The 17167-nt window shown below is 74.7% G+C and carries 18 protein-coding genes and 1 pseudogene; 7 read left to right on the top strand and 12 right to left on the bottom strand.

What is annotated here, in order from left to right; genetic code table 11:
- The 5 genes and pseudogenes from KK617_RS16425 to KK617_RS16445 form a co-directional block, all read left to right on the top strand.
- A pseudogene (locus tag KK617_RS16425) lies at positions 1-402 on the top strand (hypothetical protein); the annotation flags it as partial.
- Positions 403-487: 85 nt separating this feature from the next.
- Positions 488-1588, top strand: a complete 1101-nt coding sequence (locus KK617_RS16430) for a glycerophosphodiester phosphodiesterase family protein (RefSeq protein ID WP_277501229.1) — start codon at positions 488-490, stop codon at positions 1586-1588.
- Between the two features lie 164 nt (positions 1589-1752).
- Positions 1753-2259 (top strand): YbaB/EbfC family nucleoid-associated protein, encoded by a 507-nt coding sequence (locus KK617_RS16435; protein ID WP_277501230.1) that lies wholly within the window; start codon positions 1753-1755, stop codon positions 2257-2259.
- Positions 2259-2594 carry a hypothetical protein gene (locus KK617_RS16440; protein WP_277501231.1) on the top strand — a complete coding sequence of 112 codons (336 nt, stop codon included), beginning with the start codon at positions 2259-2261 and terminating at the stop codon, positions 2592-2594. The genes KK617_RS16435 and KK617_RS16440 overlap by 1 nt, the downstream gene beginning before the upstream one ends.
- The gene (locus KK617_RS16445; protein ID WP_277501232.1) at positions 2591-3448 is read left to right on the top strand and encodes a hypothetical protein; all 858 of its coding nucleotides are present in this window, start codon (positions 2591-2593) and stop codon (positions 3446-3448) included. Before KK617_RS16440 ends, KK617_RS16445 begins: the two co-directional genes overlap by 4 nt.
- A 37-nt stretch (positions 3449-3485) precedes the next feature.
- Here the strand turns inward: KK617_RS16445 and KK617_RS16450 are convergent, their stop codons facing one another.
- Positions 3486-3713 carry an exodeoxyribonuclease VII small subunit gene (locus KK617_RS16450; protein WP_277501233.1) on the bottom strand — a complete coding sequence of 76 codons (228 nt, stop codon included), beginning with the start codon at positions 3711-3713 and terminating at the stop codon, positions 3486-3488.
- A complete protein-coding gene (gene xseA, locus KK617_RS16455) occupies positions 3706-4995 on the bottom strand; it encodes an exodeoxyribonuclease VII large subunit (RefSeq protein ID WP_277501234.1) in 1290 nt (429 codons plus the stop codon). The genes KK617_RS16450 and xseA overlap by 8 nt, the downstream gene beginning before the upstream one ends.
- Before the next feature lie 93 nt (positions 4996-5088).
- On the opposite strand from xseA, the gene KK617_RS16460 reads away from it, so the two are divergent.
- Both KK617_RS16460 and KK617_RS16465 read left to right on the top strand, forming a co-directional pair.
- Entirely contained in the window at positions 5089-6090 is a 1002-nt protein-coding gene (locus tag KK617_RS16460) for a 4-hydroxy-3-methylbut-2-enyl diphosphate reductase (RefSeq protein ID WP_277501235.1), read from the top strand.
- A gap of 4 nt (positions 6091-6094) precedes the next feature.
- Positions 6095-6718: an L-threonylcarbamoyladenylate synthase gene (locus KK617_RS16465; protein ID WP_277501236.1), complete on the top strand. Its 624-nt coding sequence runs from the start codon at positions 6095-6097 to the stop codon at positions 6716-6718.
- A 4-nt stretch (positions 6719-6722) separates the two neighbouring features.
- On the opposite strand, the gene KK617_RS16470 is transcribed toward KK617_RS16465, so the two are convergent.
- The 10 genes from KK617_RS16470 to KK617_RS16515 all read right to left on the bottom strand — a co-directional run.
- On the bottom strand, positions 6723-7118 hold the full coding sequence (locus KK617_RS16470) for a DUF6542 domain-containing protein (RefSeq protein WP_277501238.1): 396 nt from the start codon (positions 7116-7118) through the stop codon (positions 6723-6725).
- Positions 7119-7141: 23 nt separating this feature from the next.
- Positions 7142-8302: a DNA recombination protein RmuC gene (locus KK617_RS16475; protein ID WP_277501240.1), complete on the bottom strand. Its 1161-nt coding sequence runs from the start codon at positions 8300-8302 to the stop codon at positions 7142-7144.
- A gap of 70 nt (positions 8303-8372) precedes the next feature.
- Complete coding sequence (locus tag KK617_RS16480) at positions 8373-9479, bottom strand: 2-oxoglutarate and iron-dependent oxygenase domain-containing protein (protein ID WP_277501241.1); 1107 nt, start codon at positions 9477-9479, stop codon at positions 8373-8375.
- Positions 9480-9513: 34 nt separating this feature from the next.
- A complete protein-coding gene (locus KK617_RS16485; protein ID WP_277501242.1) occupies positions 9514-10587 on the bottom strand; it encodes an adenosine deaminase family protein in 1074 nt (357 codons plus the stop codon).
- Positions 10584-11453: an ABC transporter permease subunit gene (locus KK617_RS16490; protein WP_277501243.1), complete on the bottom strand. Its 870-nt coding sequence runs from the start codon at positions 11451-11453 to the stop codon at positions 10584-10586. The genes KK617_RS16485 and KK617_RS16490 overlap by 4 nt, the downstream gene beginning before the upstream one ends.
- Positions 11450-12235, bottom strand: a complete 786-nt coding sequence (locus KK617_RS16495; RefSeq protein ID WP_277501244.1) for an ABC transporter permease subunit — start codon at positions 12233-12235, stop codon at positions 11450-11452. Before KK617_RS16495 ends, KK617_RS16490 begins: the two co-directional genes overlap by 4 nt.
- A gap of 10 nt (positions 12236-12245) precedes the next feature.
- Entirely contained in the window at positions 12246-13082 is an 837-nt protein-coding gene (locus KK617_RS16500) for an ABC transporter ATP-binding protein (protein ID WP_277501245.1), read from the bottom strand.
- An 85-nt stretch (positions 13083-13167) separates the two neighbouring features.
- Positions 13168-14247 (bottom strand): ABC transporter substrate-binding protein, encoded by a 1080-nt coding sequence (locus KK617_RS16505; RefSeq protein WP_277501246.1) that lies wholly within the window; start codon positions 14245-14247, stop codon positions 13168-13170.
- A gap of 130 nt (positions 14248-14377) precedes the next feature.
- A complete protein-coding gene (locus tag KK617_RS16510; protein WP_277501247.1) occupies positions 14378-14896 on the bottom strand; it encodes a nucleoside deaminase in 519 nt (172 codons plus the stop codon).
- On the bottom strand, positions 14893-17167 hold a 2275-nt coding region (locus KK617_RS16515; RefSeq protein WP_277501248.1), incomplete at its 5' end, for a xanthine dehydrogenase family protein molybdopterin-binding subunit. The genes KK617_RS16515 and KK617_RS16510, both read right to left, overlap by 4 nt.

A 17167-nucleotide genomic window follows, 5' to 3' on the forward strand; every position in this document is an offset into this window, starting at 1 on the left:
GCCCGCGTCCCGGGCGCCCCGGCTGCCCCGGCCGCGCCCGTGCGTCGCGCCCCCCGCACGGCGCCGGGCCGCACGCCGCAGTCGGCCTTCCGCCCCTACGTGCTCGCGATCCTGGGCGACCACGCCGGCCGCCTCGAGCGCGAGCTGGTGATGGACGAGCTCGCCGTCCGGATGGCCCGCGTCCTGCAGCGCGACGACCTCGCGGTCGGCCCCAGCGGCGAGGTGCGCTGGCGCACCGTCGTCACCAAGGAGCGCCGTGCCCTCGGGGACGACGGCCTCGTCACCTCGGGCGGCCCCGGGCTGTGGGAGCTGACCCCGGCCGGGTACGCCGCGCTCGAGGCCATCCGCGCCGCCGTCGCCGCCAGCGAGGCGGCCGCCGTGGAGCAGCCCGCGTCCGAGTGAGCGTCGGCGCCTGTGCGCGCCGATGTCACCTCGCCGTCACCCGACGGTGGCGCCGCCGTCGTTCCCGGCTGGTGCTCTCAAGGGCGTGACGGTCCAGATCACGCTCGATCCCGGACGTACGACGCCCACCCGCAGCCGCGCGGCCCTGCCGAGCCCGGCGCGACGTGTCGTCCCCAGCCTCGTCGTCACCCCCAACGTGACGGCCCACCGCGGAGCCTCCGGCTACCGCCCCGAGCACACCCTCGACGCCTACCGCACGGCGATCCGCGCGGGCGTCGACGACATCGAGCTCGACCTCGTGTGCACCGCCGACGGCGTGCTCGTCGCCCGCCACGAGAACGAGCTGTCCGTCACCACCGACGTGGCGACCCGCCCCGAGCTCGCGCACCGGCGTACCCGTCGCGTCGTCGACGGCGTGCAGCGCGACGGCTGGTTCGTCGAGGACCTCACCGTCGCCGAGGTCAAGACCCTCACCGCCCGCGAGCGCTTCCCCGAGCTGCGCACCTCCTCCGCCGCCCACGACGGCCGCGAGGGGGTCCCCACCCTCACCGAGGTGCTCGCGATGGTGGAGGCCGAGTCCGTGCGCCGCCAGCGCGTCGTCGGCGTGATGCTCGAGCTCAAGCACGTCGAGCACGCCCGGCTGCGCGGGCTCGACGTCGAGGGCGCCCTGCTCGCCGACCTGCGTCGCCACGACCTGGACCACCCCCGGGCGCGCGTCACCGTCATGTCGTTCGAGACCGCCGTCCTGCGCCGCCTGGCCGCCCGCACGAAGGTGCAGGTCGTGCAGCTGCTCGACCTCCCCGACCGCCAGCCGCCGGACGCCGTCGTGCACGGCCTGGCGACGACGTACGGCGACCTCTCGACGCCCGAGGGCCTCGCCCGCGTCGAGGAGTACGCCGACGGCATCGGCGTCTCGAAGGCCCTCGTGCTCCCGCCCGCCGACGACGGCGGCCTCGGCCGACCCACGACGCTCGTCCGCGACGCGCACCGTCGCTGGCTGACCGTGCAGGTCTGGACGCTGCGCGCCGAGAACCGCTTCCTGCCGGTCGACCTGCGCAGCGGTGACGACCCGGCCGCGTTCGGCGACCTGGCGGCCGAGGCCGCCGCGTTCCTCGACGCCGGGGTCGACGGCCTGACGACCGACCACCCCGAGATCGCCCTCGCGGTCGTCGCCGCGCGCACCTGACGTCGCCCCCCGGGTTTGGCCCTCCGGTCCCGGGGGGTAGGCCGGTCGCGGTGCGCGGGACCACCCCGCGCGATCGGCGAGGGGGATCGATGGACGCGGCGGTACGAGCGCGGCTGGACCAGCTGCGACGGCACGGTCGGAGGGGGTACGCCGAGCACGCGCCGGTGGAGGGCAGCAGCCTCGACGGTGCGGTGACGCTCGTGGTGGACGCGAGCGGCTGGGTCGACGAGGTGCGGGTCGGCGACGTCACCGGGCTGCGCGAGCCGGCGGCCCTGGCGTCGGCGGTCAACGAGGCCTACCAGGTCGCGACGCTGCGCCGGACCCTCGAGGCCAGCGCCCACGACCCGGCCACCCCGGAGGAGAAGGAGGCGGCGCTCGCCCTCGTGGAGGGACGGGGCGCGGTCCGCGTGCGGCCGGCCCCCCGGGTCCCGCTCCCGTCCCCGCCGGCGCTGTCGCCCGAGGACCTCGCCGGCCCGGGCGTCGGCGACCGCCGCCCGGCGCCGCTCCGGGGGACCTCGCGCGACCGCGAGCTCGACGTCGTCGCGCACTTCCCGGCGGGTTTCAGCAGCTTGGAGGCCGACGCGGCCTGGCTGTCGTCGGCGTCCGCCGACGACGTGCGCTACGCACTGAAGGAGGCCTTCGCCTCCGCCTACACGAGAGGGGAGTGGTGATGGGACACGGGGACCCGGTGGCGCCGGGCGGGGGGTTCAGCGTCGAGGCCCAGCGGCTCGTCGACGCGGCCGCGCGCTGGGACGACATCCGCAGCAAGCTGAGGACGGCCGGCGAGAACGTCAGTGCCGACTTCGACCTCACCGGCCTCTTCGGCATCGCGGACGCCCTCTACACCGCGAGCGGCAAGCACGCGGCCTTCAACGCGGCCATGGTGACCGCCCTCGAGACGGGCGCCACGGCGGCCGGGCTCCTGGCCGACGGCCTCGTCGAGACGGCCAACGACTACGCGGGCACCGACACGAGCGCAGCGGACAACTTCGGGGTGCCGGCATGACGACGATGAGCCCGGAGACGTTCCTCTCCGAGATCGACCAGGGCATCGAGGACGTCGCCGCCGCCATCGGTCAGATGTTCGAGGACGTCGCCACCTGGCTGACCGAGAACGCCGAGTGGGTCGGGACCGTCATCGGCTTCGCCGGCGGCGGACTCCCCGGTGGCATCGCCGGCTGGCTCCTCGGTCGGGCCATCCAGGAGATCTACGACGGCGCCTGCGACCAGATCAGCGAGCGGTGGGAGGTGGCGGTCGAGGAGATCCGGACGGCCACCCAGAAGATCCTCGGCGACCCGCCGCGGATGGCCGGCCTGGCCGCCGACTACCGGTCCGCGGTGACGGAGATCGGCCAGGTCAGCACCACCGTGGCGTCGACCAACACCGCGGTCGGCAACTACTGGGAGGGACGCGGGTTCAACGCCTACGTCACCATCGCCGAGCAGCAGGACCAGGCGGCGAAGGCCGTCGGCACCGTGCTGGGCGAGGCGGCGTCGCTGCTCGAGGAGGGATCGGCCCGGCTGCTCACCGAGTGGGCCAACCAGATCAGCAACCTGGTGGACCTGCAGGCGGGCATCGTCAACGCGGCCGGGGGCTTCGCCAGCCTCGACAAGGCGACCGGAGCCTGGGTCGCGCCGACGATCAACCTCATCACCGAGATCGTCACCAACATCAACACGATCGTCACGGACTTCGTGAACTACTTCATCGAGCTCAACGTGACGTACGCCGGCTCGTGGGCCGACATCACCAGCGGGCTCGGCATCGAGGGGCTCCCGGGCGGCGCCTGGCCGCCGTTCGACCCGTTCCTCGTCACCGACGCCAACACCGACGGGGGTTGGCGCCCCGGCGAGGGCTGAGCGGCTCGTCGTACCGCCCGCGCCGTACCTGCCGCGGCTACTGCTCGGCGCCGTCGTCCTCGCCGACGGCGGCGTCGAGCCGTTCCCGGGCCCCGTCGAGCCATGTCTGGCACGAGCGGGCCAGCAGCTCGGCGCGCTCCCACAGCGCCAGCGACTCCTCGAGCGTCGTGCCGCCGCTCTCGAGCCGGCGCACCACCTCGACCAGCTCGTCGCGCGCCTGCTCGTAGGAGAGGGCCTCCTCGGTGGCGGCCTGCTTCTCAGCCATCGGTCTCCTCGGTGTGGGGGTGTGAGTCGTTGTCGGGGGGCAGGGCGGGGGCCGGGTCGGCCTCGACCCGCTCGAGCCGGGTGGGGGTGGCGTGGACGCGGCCGTCGGCGATCCGCACCGTCAAGGGCTCGCCGACGCTCACCTGGTCGAGCGCGGTGACGACCGCGCCGTCGGCGGTCTGCAGCACGGCGTACCCCCGCCGCAGCGTCGCCAGCGGTGACAGAGACTCGGCGCGGGCCCGGCGGTGCTCGACGTCGTCCGCGGCGCGGTCGAGGCGGTGGCGCAGGGTGCGCCGGGCGCGGTCGCGCAGGGCTGCGACCTCGTCCCCCCGTACGGCGAGCAGGTGCCGCGGGTCGGCCATGGCCGGGCGGGAGCGCAGGGCGTCGAGCCCCGCCTGCTCGCGGGCCAGGAAGTGCTCCAGCACCCGGCGGGCCCGGTCGCGGGCGTGCGCGACGCCGCGCCGCTCCTCGGTCACGTCGGGCACGATGCGCTTCGCCGCGTCGGTCGGGGTGGCCGCGCGCCAGTCGGCGACGAGGTCGAGCAGCGGCGAGTCGGGCTCGTGCCCGATCGCGGAGACCACCGGCGTGCGCACCGCGTGGACGGCCCGCACCAGGCCCTCGTCGGAGAAGGGCAGCAGGTCCTCCACCGAGCCGCCGCCCCGGGCGACGACGACGACGTCGACCTCGGGATCGCGGTCGAGCCGCTCGACCGCCTCGATGACCTCCGGCGCGCAGCGCTGGCCCTGCATGGCGGCGTGCACCACGCGGAACCGCACCGCCGGCCAGCGCCGTCGGGCGACCTCGAGCACGTCGCGCTCCGCGGCCGAGCCCGGCGCCGTGACGAGCCCGACCACGCCGGGCAGGAACGGCAACGGCCGCTTCAGGTCGGAGGCGAACAGGCCCTCCGCGGCGAGCAGCTGGCGGCGCCGCTCGAGCCGGGCGAGCAGCTCGCCGAGGCCGACCATGCGGATCTCGCGCGCGTACAGCGAGAAGGTGCCCCGGTTCGGGTAGTACGACGGCTTCGCGTGCACCACCACGCTCGCGCCCTCGACCAGCGGCGGGTTGAGCCCGTCGAAGAGGGTGCGCGAGCAGGTGAGCGTCACCGACAGGTCGGCCACCCCGTCGCGCAGCGTCATGAAGACGGTGCTGACCCCGGGGCGGCGGCTGACCTGCGCGACCTGGCCCTCGACCCACACGGGCCCGAGCCGGTCGATCCAGCCGGCGACCGCGTTGGCGATCTGCCGCACCGGCGCCGGCTGCTCGGGGGAGGTCTCGAGGGCCACGGCGGTGAGCCTAGGGGAGCCCGCCGACGCCGGCGCGCGCCGCCGTACCGCAGGACTTCGGCCGCGTGCCCCGCTCGCCTAGACTCGGGACCCATGAGCACCGACCTGGGTACGCCGCGACTCCTGCCGCGCGACGACGCCGAGAGGGCCGTGCTGCTGGCGGCGCCCCGCGGCTACTGCGCCGGCGTCGACCGCGCCGTCATCACGGTCGAGAAGGCGCTCGACCTCTACGGCGCGCCCGTCTACGTGCGCAAGCAGATCGTCCACAACAAGCACGTGGTGCGCACGCTCGAGGAGCGCGGCGCCGTCTTCGTCGAGGAGATCGAGGAGATCCCCGAGGGGGCCACCGTCGTCTTCTCCGCCCACGGCGTCTCGCCGATGGTGCACGCCGAGGCCGCCGAGCGCTCGCTGAAGACCATCGACGCGACCTGCCCGCTCGTCACGAAGGTGCACCACGAGGCCATCCGCTTCGCGCGGGAGGGCTACCGCATCCTCCTCATCGGCCACGCGGGCCACGAGGAGGTCGAGGGCACGGCCGGCGAGGCGCCCGACCACATCACGCTGGTCGAGAGCCCGGACGACGTCGACGGCCTCGAGTTCCCCGAGGGCACGCGGCTGTCGTGGCTCTCGCAGACGACGCTGAGCGTCGACGAGACCATGGAGACGGTGCGCCGGCTGCGCGAGAAGTTCCCGCAGCTGGAGGACCCGCCGAGCGACGACATCTGCTACGCCACGCAGAACCGCCAGGTGGCGGTGAAGGAGATCGGCGCCGGCGCCGACCTCGTGATCGTGGTCGGTTCGGGCAACTCGTCGAACTCCGTGCGGCTCGTGGAGGTCGCCCTCGAGGCGGGGGCGAAGGCGTCGTACCGCGTCGACGACGCGAGCGAGATCGAGGAGGCCTGGCTCGACGGCGTCGAGACCGTCAGCGTCACCTCGGGCGCCTCCGTGCCGGAGGACCTGGTGGAGGGCGTGCTGGCCTTCCTCGCCGAGCGCGGCTACCCCGACGCGCGCGCCGTGCAGACGGCCGAGGAGTCGCTGATCTTCGCGCTGCCGCCCGAGCTGCGCCGCGACCTCAAGGCCGCCGGGCGGGTCTGAGCCGGTGGCCCGCTACCTCGACCTCCACCCCGTCGACCCCCAGCCGCGCCTCGTCGCGCAGGTCGTCGAGGCGTTGCGCGACGACGCCCTCATCGCCTACCCGACCGACTCCGGCTACGCACTGGGCTGCCAGCTCGGCAACCGCGACGGCAAGGACCGGATCCTGCGGATCCGCGACCTCGACGAGAAGCACCACTTCACGCTCATGTGCTCCGACTTCTCGCAGCTCGGGCACTTCGTGCAGGTCTCCAACCACGCGTTCCGCTCCGTGAAGGCGGCGCTGCCGGGGCCCTACACCTTCATCCTGCCCGCGACCCGCGAGGTCCCGCGTCAGCTCATGCACCCGAAGAAGAAGACGGTGGGTGTCCGCATCCCCGACCACCCGGTCGTCGCCGCCCTCCTGGCCGGCCTGGGCGAGCCCATGCTCACGAGCAGCCTGATCCTCCCCGGCGAGACCGAGCCGCGCACGATCGGCTGGGAGGTCAAGGAGGACCTCGACCACGCGGTCGACATCGTCATCGAGGCCGGCGAGACCCCGGCCGTGCCCACCACGGTCGTCGACTGGTCGGAGGACGCCCCCGAGGTGCTCCGCCACGGCGCCGGCGACGCCGCGCGCTTCGAGGAGTAGGTGCTCAGTCGCCCGTCATGCGGGCGGCGAGCGTCACCAGGCACAGGGCGTAGCCCACGCCGAGCCCCACCGCGTGGTGCAGGACGCCCGACACGAGCGCCTGCACGGCACCGTCCTCCGGTCGGGCCAGGGCGCCCGGGGCGAGCACCGCCACGATCGTGAACGCGCCGAGCAGCAGCAGGGGCGGCAGCACGCCGACCACGAAGACGTCCGCGCGGTCCACCAGCACCGCCAGACCCAGGCACAGCACGATGAAGCACAGGTCGAAGAAGAGGCCGACGGTCGGGCCCAGCAGCAGGTCCAGGCCCAGGACGCCCAGCACGGCCACGACGCCCAGCAGCACGACGCGACGACCGGGGACGTGTCCCGTCGTCGGACGGGTGGCCGCGAGCAGGCTCACGCCCACGACCCTAAGGCGCGCTGTCAGGCGCCGTGCGCCGACGCGCCGGGGTCCGGGCGCACCGCGTCCGGCCGCACGGGGTCGACGACCGCCTCGAGGCCCGCGTCGCCGAGCACGTCCCCCTCGGGCCGCCCGTCGTGGGGGTCGGCGACCGTCGTACGACGGGGGAGGTCGCCCACCGCGCGGGGACCGGGCAGCTCCTCGTCGGTGACCCCGAGCTCGGCGAGCCGGCGCGCCGAGACCAGCACCCGGCTCTCCAGCGACCCGACGGCGCTGTTGTAGTGCCGCGTCGCTGCCCCGAGCGACCGGCCGAGGGCGTCGAGGTGCTCCGCCCACGTGCGCAGCCGCTGGTGGAGCTCGCGGCCGGTGCGCTGGATCTCCTCCGCCCGCTCGGCCAGCCCCTCCTGGCGCCACCCGTGGGCGACCGTGCGCAGCAGCGCGATGAGGGTGGTCGGCGTCGCCAGCACGACCTGGGCCGCGGCCGCGTGCTCGAGCAGGCCGGGGTCGGCCTCGAGCGCGGCGGCCAGGAACGCGTCGCCCGGCACGAACAGCACGACGAGCTCGGGGGAGTCGGGCAGCGCCGCCCAGTAGCGCTTCGCGCCGAGGGCGTCGACGTGGCTGCGCACCTGCCGGGCGTGGCGGGCCAGGTGGGCCCGCTGGCGCTCCGCCTGCTCGGCGTCGCCGCCGTCGAGCTCGGCGGCGTCGAGGAACGCGTCGAGCGGCACCTTGGCGTCGACCACCAGCGAGCGCCCGCCCGCGAGGTGCACCACGACGTCGGGCCGCAGCGCGCCGTCGGCGAGGCGCACCTGCTCGGAGAAGTCGCAGCGGTCGACCATGCCGGCCAGCTCGACGGCGCGGCGCAGGTGCAGCTCGCCCCAGCGCCCGCGCACGGTCGGGCGCCGCAGGGCGGTCGCGAGCGCGTGGGTCTCGCGGCGCAGCTCGCCCGTCTGGTCCCGCATCGCGGCGACCTGGGCGGTCAGCTCGCCCTGCCACACGGCTCGGTCGTGGTGGAGGTCGGCGAGCTGGTCGCCGAGCCGGTCGATGCCCTCGGCGAGGCGCAGGGCGTCGACCGCCGCGGCGCGCTCGGCCGGGCGGCCCCGGGACCAGAGCACCCCGACGTACCACCCCGCCGCCACGCCGACCGCGAGCAGGGCCAGCGCCGTCACCACGTCGAGCACGTCCATGGGCGACAGCATGGCGGGGCCCACCGACCGTTCGCCGGAGCCCCGCCACGCCCAGGCGCCCGCGTCGGGCTCAGGCCTCGCCGGCCGCCAGCACGCGCGCGGCCTCCCGCGCGGCCGCCGCGTTCGCGACGCCGGCGCGGGAGCCGGCCAGCTTGGCGCGCAGGTGCTCGGCGACGGTGACGGGCTCGTAGGCCGAGGCGCCGTCCGCGTCGCGGCAGGTGGGCAGGGTGGCGATGACGGCGTCGATGTCACCGTCGTGGAAGTACGCCGCGCTGCGCCGACGCCGGATCGTGCCGTCGACGATCGGCGGCTTGACGCGGTGCACGGTCGACATCCAGTGGTCGTTCGTCCAGCGCGCCATGAGGTCGCCGAGGTTGATGAGCAGCGCGCCGTCGGCCGGCTGGACGTCGTTCCACGACCCGTCCGCACCGAGCACCTGCAGGCCGGCGACCTGGTCGGCCCACAGCACGGTGACGATGCCGTAGTCGGTGTGGGCGCCCATGCCCGTGAGGTCGCCGTCGAGCTCGACGGCGCCCGGCTCGAGCGCGTAGTTGTTCATCCGCAGCACGTCGACGGAGTGACCGGTGAAGGCGTCGAAGTAGCCGGGCTCCAGGCCGAGCGCGTCCGCGAACAGCGTCGTCAGGGTGCGCGCGACGCGGCCGGCCTCGTCGAAGTACGCCGACACGGCTGCCCGGAAGCCCTCCGCCCCGAGGGTCTCGTCGGGCCACACGTTCTCCGGGTAGTCGGCCAGGGGCAGGTCGAGGCCGGGGAAGTCGGAGACCGCGAGGCCCACGTTGAAGGCCTCGAAGAAGTCGTGCATGCGGTTCGACGGGGCGACGCCGAGGCTCAGGCTGAGCGACTCCGTCTTGGGCGGGCTGTAGCCCCGGTTCACCTCGGGCGGGGTGCGGTAGGTCTTCTTGGCCTCCAGCGGCATCCCGAAGAACGCGTCGAGCCCGTCCGCGAATCCGCGGAGCACGTCGTCGGGCACGCCGTGGCCGACGACCTGCACGAAGCCGACGGTGCGCGCCGCCTCGTCGAACGCGGCGGCCGCGGCGGCGCGGGCGGCGGCGTCCCCGTCGCCCACGTAGGCGCTGATGTCGACGGTCGGCACGCGGAAGCCGTCGGGGCCGACGCGGGCGCCGCCGCGCACGGCCTCGGTGGTGGTCTCGCTGGTCATGGGGTCCTCCTGGGGTACGGCGGAGCGGGCGGGGTCAGGCGGGGTCGGGCGGGTCCGCGAGCAGCGGGGCGCAGAGCTCGTCGACGCGCCGGGCGAGGTCGGCCTTGTCGCTCTCGTCGAGCCAGCAGGCCTCGACGGCGTTCCTCGTGAACGCGGCGAGCTCGGGCGCGCCGTACCCCAGCGCGTGGGCGAGCACGCGGAAGTCGTGGGTGGGGTCGGTGCCGAACATGGGCGGGTCGTCGGAGTCGATGGTGACGAGCAGCCCCGCGTCGACCATCTCGCGGATGCGGTGGTGGGTGCCGTCGCCGGAGCCGGAGTACCGCCCGATGTCGGAGCTGACCGGCGTGCAGTTGAACGGCACCCGCTCCTCGACGCAGCGCGCGGTGATCGCCGGGTCGTCGACCACGTGGTAGCCGTGGTCGACCCGGGAGCAGCCGAGCTCGTCGAGCAGGGTGAGGACGTGGGCGGGCGGGCCGGACTCGCTGTGCGCGGTACGACGCAGGCCGTGGCGCCCGGCGAGGCGGTAGGCCTCGACGAAGCGCCCGGGCGGGCCGTTGACCTCGGCGTAGTCGAGGCCGATGCCGAGCACCTCGTCGCGCCGGTCGGCGACGACCTGCTCGACGAGCTCGACGGCGTCCGCCCCGCTGCGCTCGCGGTTGATGCCGATGACCAGGCCGAACGAGATGCCCGTGTCGGTCTGGGCGTCGCGGGCGCCGGCGAGCACGCCGTCGAGGAGGCGGCCGTACGGCACGTCCGGGTGGCCGGGCGGGCTCAGCTGGATCTCGCGGTGCAGCACGTGGTGGTCGGCGCCGCCCTGCGTGAGCGACTCGTAGGTGATGCGGTGCAGGTCGTCGGCGTCGCGCACGAGCGAGCCGACGACGTCGAGGACGCGCAGGAACTCGCCGAGGTCCTCGTAGCTGCCGTGGTCGTAGAGCTCGTCGGCGCTGCGGCCCAGGTCGACGCCGTGCTTGCGGGCGAGGTCGACGACGGTGCCGGGCGCCACGGTGCCGAGGAGGTGGCAGTGCAGGCTGACCTTCGGCAGCGCCGCCACCAGCGCGTCGATCGCCGGGTCGGCGGGGGTCGGGGTGGAGTGGGCGAAGGTGCTCATCGGCCCCGCCCCGCGTCGTCGCCGTAGCGGGCGAGCACGACCGACTCGACGAGCTGGGCGACGAGGTAGAGCACGAGCGACGCCACCGTCACGATGACGACGAGCGACCAGGTCTCGTTGATCCGGCCGTTGCGAGAGGCCGACACGATGGCCGAGCCCATGCCCTGGCCGGTGGCCAGCCACTCCGCCAGCAGGGCGCCGGTGATCGCGCCGGGCACGGAGATGCGGATCGCCGCGAAGAGCGACGGCAGCGCCGCCGGCAGGGCGGCCCGGCGCAGGACGGTGCCCTCGCTCCCGCCGTACACGGTCACCACGTCGCGCAGCTGGGGTGAGACCGAGCGGAGGCCGAACACGACGGTCACGAGCGCGGGGAAGAGGACGACGACGCCGCTGATGAAGGCGACGGTGAGGAACCCGCGCCCGGCCAGCAGGATGATGATGGGCGCCAGTGCGACGAGGGGCACGGAGCGCAGCACCATCGCGACCGGCATGACGGCGCTCTCGACCGCGCGGAAGCGCACGATGAGCAGGGCGAGGACGACCGCGGCGACGAGGCCGACGACGAAGCCGGTGGCCGCGTCCTCCAGCGTCACCAGGAGCAGACCCAGCATGCCGTCGCGGTTCTCAGCCGCGTCGGGGTCCGTCACGAGGTGGGCCCACACGTCGGCGGGGCCCTTGCCGACGAAGTCGTCGACGTCCCACAGCGCGAGCCCGGCGACCCACAGCCCGACGACGACGGCGAGGACGAACGTCATCGTGACCAGGGTGCGGCCCACGGACCGCAGCACGGCGAGGCCCGTGCGGCTGCGCACCGGCTGCTGCTCCGGTCCCGTGTCGGCGTGCGGCGGGGTGAGGGTGGCGCTCATGCCGCGACCCCCTTCGACCACGGGCTGACGACGCGGCCGAGCAGCCCGAACGCGGCGTAGCCCAGGCCGGCGACGAGGGCACACAGCAGCCCGGTGGCCCAGGCCCGCTCGACGTCGAGGTTCTGCTGGGCCGTGACGAGCACGCGGGCGACGCCGGGGCGCAGCCCGCCGGCGTACTCCCCGAGGATCGCGCCCAGGAAGGCGGCGGGAGCGGCGATCTGCAGGGCGTTGAGGATGGACGGGAGGGCGGAGACCAGCTGCACCTTGCGGAGCTGGGCCCACCGGCCGCCGCCGTACACGCTCACGACGTCGAGGCTGGTGCGCTCGGCGGAGCGCAGCCCCAGCACGGTGCCGACCACGGTCGTGAAGAAGACCGACAAGGTGGCGAGGGCGACCGCGGTGCCCGAGGGGGCGCCGTCCTCCGGGATGCCGATGACGATGTAGAGCACCGGCGCGATGGCGACGATGGGGATGCAGTAGCTGATGACGGCCAGCTGCATGATCACGCTCTCCAGCTGGGGCACGAGCAGCACGAACGAGGCCAGGGCGATGGCCGCGACGTTGCCGTAGACGAAGCCGACGAGGGCCTCCTCCACGGTCATCGAGAAGTTGGGACCGTAGTAGGCCCAGCCGTCGTCCAGCACCGAGGCGACGACGCCGCCGGGGGTGGGCACCCGGGCGTCGGCGAGCAGGGTGAGGGCCAGCAGCCACCACAGCAGCACGACCACGACGACGCCGGCGGCACCGACGAGCAGGGAGCGGGCACGTCCGGGAGCGCGCACGGGGCGGCCCTCAGTCCGTGCCGTGCGAGCCGAAGAGCAGCTCGCTGGCCTGGTCGTGGAGGGCGTGGAACTCGGGCGTGCGCATCATCTCGGGCAGGCGGGGCCGCGGCAGGTCGACGTCGATGACGGCCTTCACCCGGCCCGGCCGCGGGCTCATCACCGCGACCTGGTCGGACAGGAAGATGGCCTCGGAGATGCCGTGGGTGACCATGAGCGTGGTCGCCGGCTTCTCGGTCCAGATGCGGAGCAGCTCGACGTTGAGGCGTTGGCGCGTCATGTCGTCGAGCGCTCCGAAGGGCTCGTCGAGCAGCAGCACCGACGGTTTCACCACCAGCGACCGGGCGATCGAGACCCGCTGGCGCATGCCGCCCGAGAGCTGGGCGGGCTTGGCCTTCTCGAACCCGGTGAGGCCCACGAGCTCGACGAGCTCGGCGATGAGGGCCTCGTCGGGCTTCTGGCCGGACACCTCGAACGGCAGCCGGATGTTGGCGACCACCGAGCGCCACGGCAGGAGCGCGGAGTCCTGGAACGCGATCCCCAGCTCGTGGTCGCGGCGCAGCTCCAGCGGGGTGCGGCCCTCCACGAGCGCGGTGCCCGAGGTGGGCTTCTCGAGCCCGGCGAGGATCCGCAGGATGGTCGACTTGCCGCAGCCCGAGGGCCCGAGCAGCGAGAGGAAGCTGCCCTTGTCGGTCGACAGCGTGGCGTCGTCGAGCGCGGTCACGCTGCGCCGGCCCATCCGGAACGTCTTGGTCAGGTTCTCGATCCTGACCCCCGTGCCGGTGGAGGCGGGGGTGCCGGACGGCGTCCGGGGCGGGACGACCGCGGCGGCGGTCGGTGTCGTGCTCACGGGGGACTCCCTCGGGTGCTGCGGGGGCGGGCGGTGCGGACGCGGGCGTGCCGCCGCCCCGCGGGGGGCGGCGGCACGCGCGGGGTCAGGACGTCGGGACCTCGACGCCCTCGGGCAGCTCGGCCAGCTCGGGCTTCTCCTCGAGCAGCTCGGTGAGCAGGGAGAGGTCGAAGACGTCCTCGGCGCTCACGTCGATGTCGGCGGCGGCCAGGGTGGCCAGGTTCTCCTCGATGAGCGCGTCGCTGATGGTGAACAGGCCGTTGCTGACGACGTCGGGGGTGACGATGAGACCGGTCTGGACGCGGGCCTGCTCCAGCTCCTTGTCCATCGACAGGTCGAGGTCGGCGCCGTACTCCTCCACGGCGAGGCGGGCGGCCTCGTCGGGGTCGGCGAGCGCGTCCTGCCAGCCGCGGATCTCGGCCTCGAGGAACGCCTTCACCATCTCGGGGTCCTCCTCGATGGTGCGCTCGTTGGCGATGAGCGACTCGCCCACGAACGGCAGGCCGTTGTCGGCGAAGGGCAGGTTGGTGACCTCGTGGCCGTCCATCTGCACGGTGATGGACTCGTTGGTCAGGTAGGCGAGGAAGCCGTCGACCTCGCCGTCCACGAGCGGGGAGGGGTCGTACTCCACCGGCACCTTGGTGACGTCGGCCGGGTCGATGCCGTTGACCTCGAGCAGGGCGTCGAAGAGCGTCTCGTTGCCGCCGGCCTGCACACCGATGCGCTTGCCCACGAGGTCCTGCGGCGTCGCGATGTTGCCGCCGTCGGCCATCGACAGGATGGTGAACGGGTTCTTCTGGAACTTGGTGCCGACGATCTTGATCGGGGCGTCCTCCTCGGCGACGAGCTGGGCCGTGGCGATCGCGTTGCTGAGGCCGAACTCCGCCTCGCCCGAGGCCACGAGGGTCTCGATGGCGCCGGGGCCGGGGTTCATGGTCACGTCCCCGAAGCCGGCGTCGGCGTAGTGCCCGTTGGTGTCGGCGAAGAACTCGCCGGCGAACTCGGCGTTCTTGACCCACGAGAGCTGCAGGGTGACGTCGCCGAAGTCGCCGTCGGCGGCGTCGGACTCCTCCGAGCCGCCTCCGCAGGCGGACAGGACGAGCGCGGTGGCGCTGGCGACGGCGGCGCAGCGGGCGAACCGTCGGTGGCGCAGGGACAGCTTCATGGTCTCTCCTCGATCAGGGGTGCTGGCGGCACCTGTCGGTGCGGGGCCCCGAGTACGCGAGGAGGCTAGGAAGGGCGGGTAACGCCGCGACGTTGGCGGCGTTTCACCGCTGTTACGTTCGTTTCAGTCCTCAGTAGCGGGTGCGGTCGACCTTGGCGAGCCAGGCGTCGAACGGCGCGGCGGCATCGTCCGGGCGCACCTGCACCACGGGCATGGCCCACTGCTCGCGGGGCGCGGCCAGCAGGTCGTAGAACGCGCGGTCGTCGAAGCCCCCGTGCGCGGCGTCGTCGCGGTCCGCGGCGTACACCACCCGGTCCACCCGCGCCCACAGCGACGCGGCCACGCACATCGGGCACGGCTCGCACGAGCTGAACAGCTCGCAGCCGGCCAGGGAGAAGTCGCCGAGGGCGCGGCATGCGGCGCGGATGGCCTGCACCTCGGCGTGCGCCGTCGGGTCCAGGGTCGGCGTGACGCGGTTCTGGCCGGTCGCGACGACCTCCCCGTCGCGCACGACGACGGCGCCGAAGGGCCCACCGCCGTCGGCGACGTTCTCCACCGCGAGCGCGACGGCGCGGGCCAGCCAGGTGGCGTCGGTGGCCGTCGGGCCGGCTGCGGGCGCTGCGGGGGCTGCGGGGTGGGGTGCGCTCATCGGGGGTCCTCGCTCGGGGTGGTCGGGGTGGCCGGGGTGGCCGGGGTGGCCGGGGTGGCCGGGGTGGCCGGGGGTGCGGCGGGCCGCTGCTGCGCGAGGCGCCACACCCGGTCGCGGCTCATCGGCACCTCGTGGGGGCGGACGCCGAGGGCGTCGCGCACGGCGTTGGCCATCGCGGCGGCGACGGGGTTGTAGGGCGCCTCGCTCATCGACTTCGCGCCGGCCGGGCCGAGGGTGTCGACGGTGTCGGCGAACAGCACGCGGGTGGGCGGCACGTCGGCCATCTGCGGCACCCGGTAGTCGCGGAAGGCGGCGGTGGTGACGGCCCCGTCCCGGGTCATCACCTCCTCGTGCAGCGCGCCGCCGACGGCCTGCGCGACGCCGCCCTCGACCTGCCCGCGCAGCTGTTCGGGGTTGAGCACGACGGCGGCGTCGACGCCCTGCACGGAGTCGAGCACCCGCACCTCGCCGGTGCGCGGGTCGACCGCGACCCGGAAGCCGTGCACGTTGAACGCGACCGAGCGCGGCGATCCGGTGTGGGACGCGCGGGCCGTGACGGGCGACTCCAGCACCCCCGGGCCGCCGACGGCGTCGAGGCGCGCCCGCAGGTCGGCGGCCGCGCGGGCGACGGCGGCGCCCGCGACGACGGAGCCCGTCGAGCCGTAGGCGCCGGTGTCGTAGCCCGACGTCGCCGTGTCGGAGGTGCGCAGCGTCACGCGCCCGACGGGCACGCCGAGGGCGTCGGCGACGAGCTGGGTGTGGACGGTGGCGGTGCCGTTGCCGAACTCCGCGGTGCCCACGTCGACGGTGACCGACCCGTCGGGCGCGACGGTCACCGCCGCCTCGCTGTGGTGCCCGCGCGGGGGGATGGTCGCGATCATGGCCGCGGCGACCCCCTCGCCGAGCAGCCAGCCCTCGCCGGGTACGGCGGCACTCCCGCGGGTCTCGGACAGGGCGGTCTCGACGAGGTCGAGGCACTGGTCGAGCCCGTAGCTGCCGAAGACGAGGTCGGCGTCGGGCGGGCCGTTGACGACGAAGTCGTCGCCCGGCACGACGGCGTTGCGCCGCCGGACCTCGAACGGGCTGATGCCCACCTCGCGGGCCAGCTCGTCCATCGCCGACTCGATGCCGAGCACCACCTGGCCCAGCCCGTAGCCGCGGAAGGCGCCCGACGGCACGTTGTGGGTGTAGACGGCCTCGGCGTCGACCCGCTTGTTCGCGCAGCGGTAGAGCGCGACCGACTCGTGGCAGCCGTGGAACATGACGCCCGGCCCGTGGTTGCCGTAGGCACCGGTGTCGGACAGCACGTCGACGCGCAGCGCGGTGAGCACGCCGTCGGCGTCCGCGCCCAGCTCGACCTCGACGCGCATGGGGTGGCGCAGCGGGACCATCGTGAACTGCTGCTCGCGGGTGAGCTCGAGCTGCACCGGCGCGGTCTCGCCGCGCTCGGCGAGCCGCAGCGCGGCGACGGCGACGAGGTCCTCGACGATCATCTCCTGCTTGCCGCCGAAGCCGCCGCCGACGCGGGCCGCGACGACGCGCACCGTGGCGGGGTCACGGTCGAGGATGCGCGCCAGCTCGTCGCGCACGAGGAACGGCACCTGGGTGCTGGTGCGGACGACGAGGGTGCCGTCGGGCTCGACCCAGGCGCGCGCTCCGTGGGTCTCCAGCGCGGCGTGGGTGACCCGCGCGGTGCGCCACGTGCCGCTCACCCGGTGGGCGGCGGCGGCGAGACCGGCGGCCACGTCGCCCACCTCGCCGTGGCTGCGCGCGACCGTGTTGCGGCCCGGGTCGGCGATGCGGCTCTCCGGCCCCTTGTCGCCGTGGACCAGCGGCGCCCCCGGGGCCCGGGCCTCCTCGGGGTCGAGCACCGCCGGCAGGGGCGCGTAGGTGACCTCCACGAGGCGGGCGGCGGCGGCCGCCGTACGGGGGGAGTCGGCGACGACCGCGACGACGCGCTGGCCAACGAACCGCACCACGTCGTCGAGCACGCGGGTGTCGTCGGGGTCGTCGAGGCGGCTCTGGTGCCGCGCGGTCGAGAAGAGCACGCCGGGGACGTCGCGGTGGGTCAGCACGAGCCGCACCCCCGGCAGCGCCTCGGCGGCCCGCGCGTCGACGGCCACGACGCGCGCGTGGGCGTGGGGGCTCTGCACGAGGGCGACGTGCAGCACGCCGGCCTCGGGCAGGTCGAGGGTGAACGGCTCGCGGCCCGTGACGACGCGGCGCGCGGCCGGGGCGCCGACGGAGCGGCCGAGGGCGGCGGTCGGGGCC

Source organism: Nocardioides sp. ChNu-99 (assembly GCF_029493445.1).
Taxonomy (GTDB): domain Bacteria; phylum Actinomycetota; class Actinomycetes; order Propionibacteriales; family Nocardioidaceae; genus Nocardioides.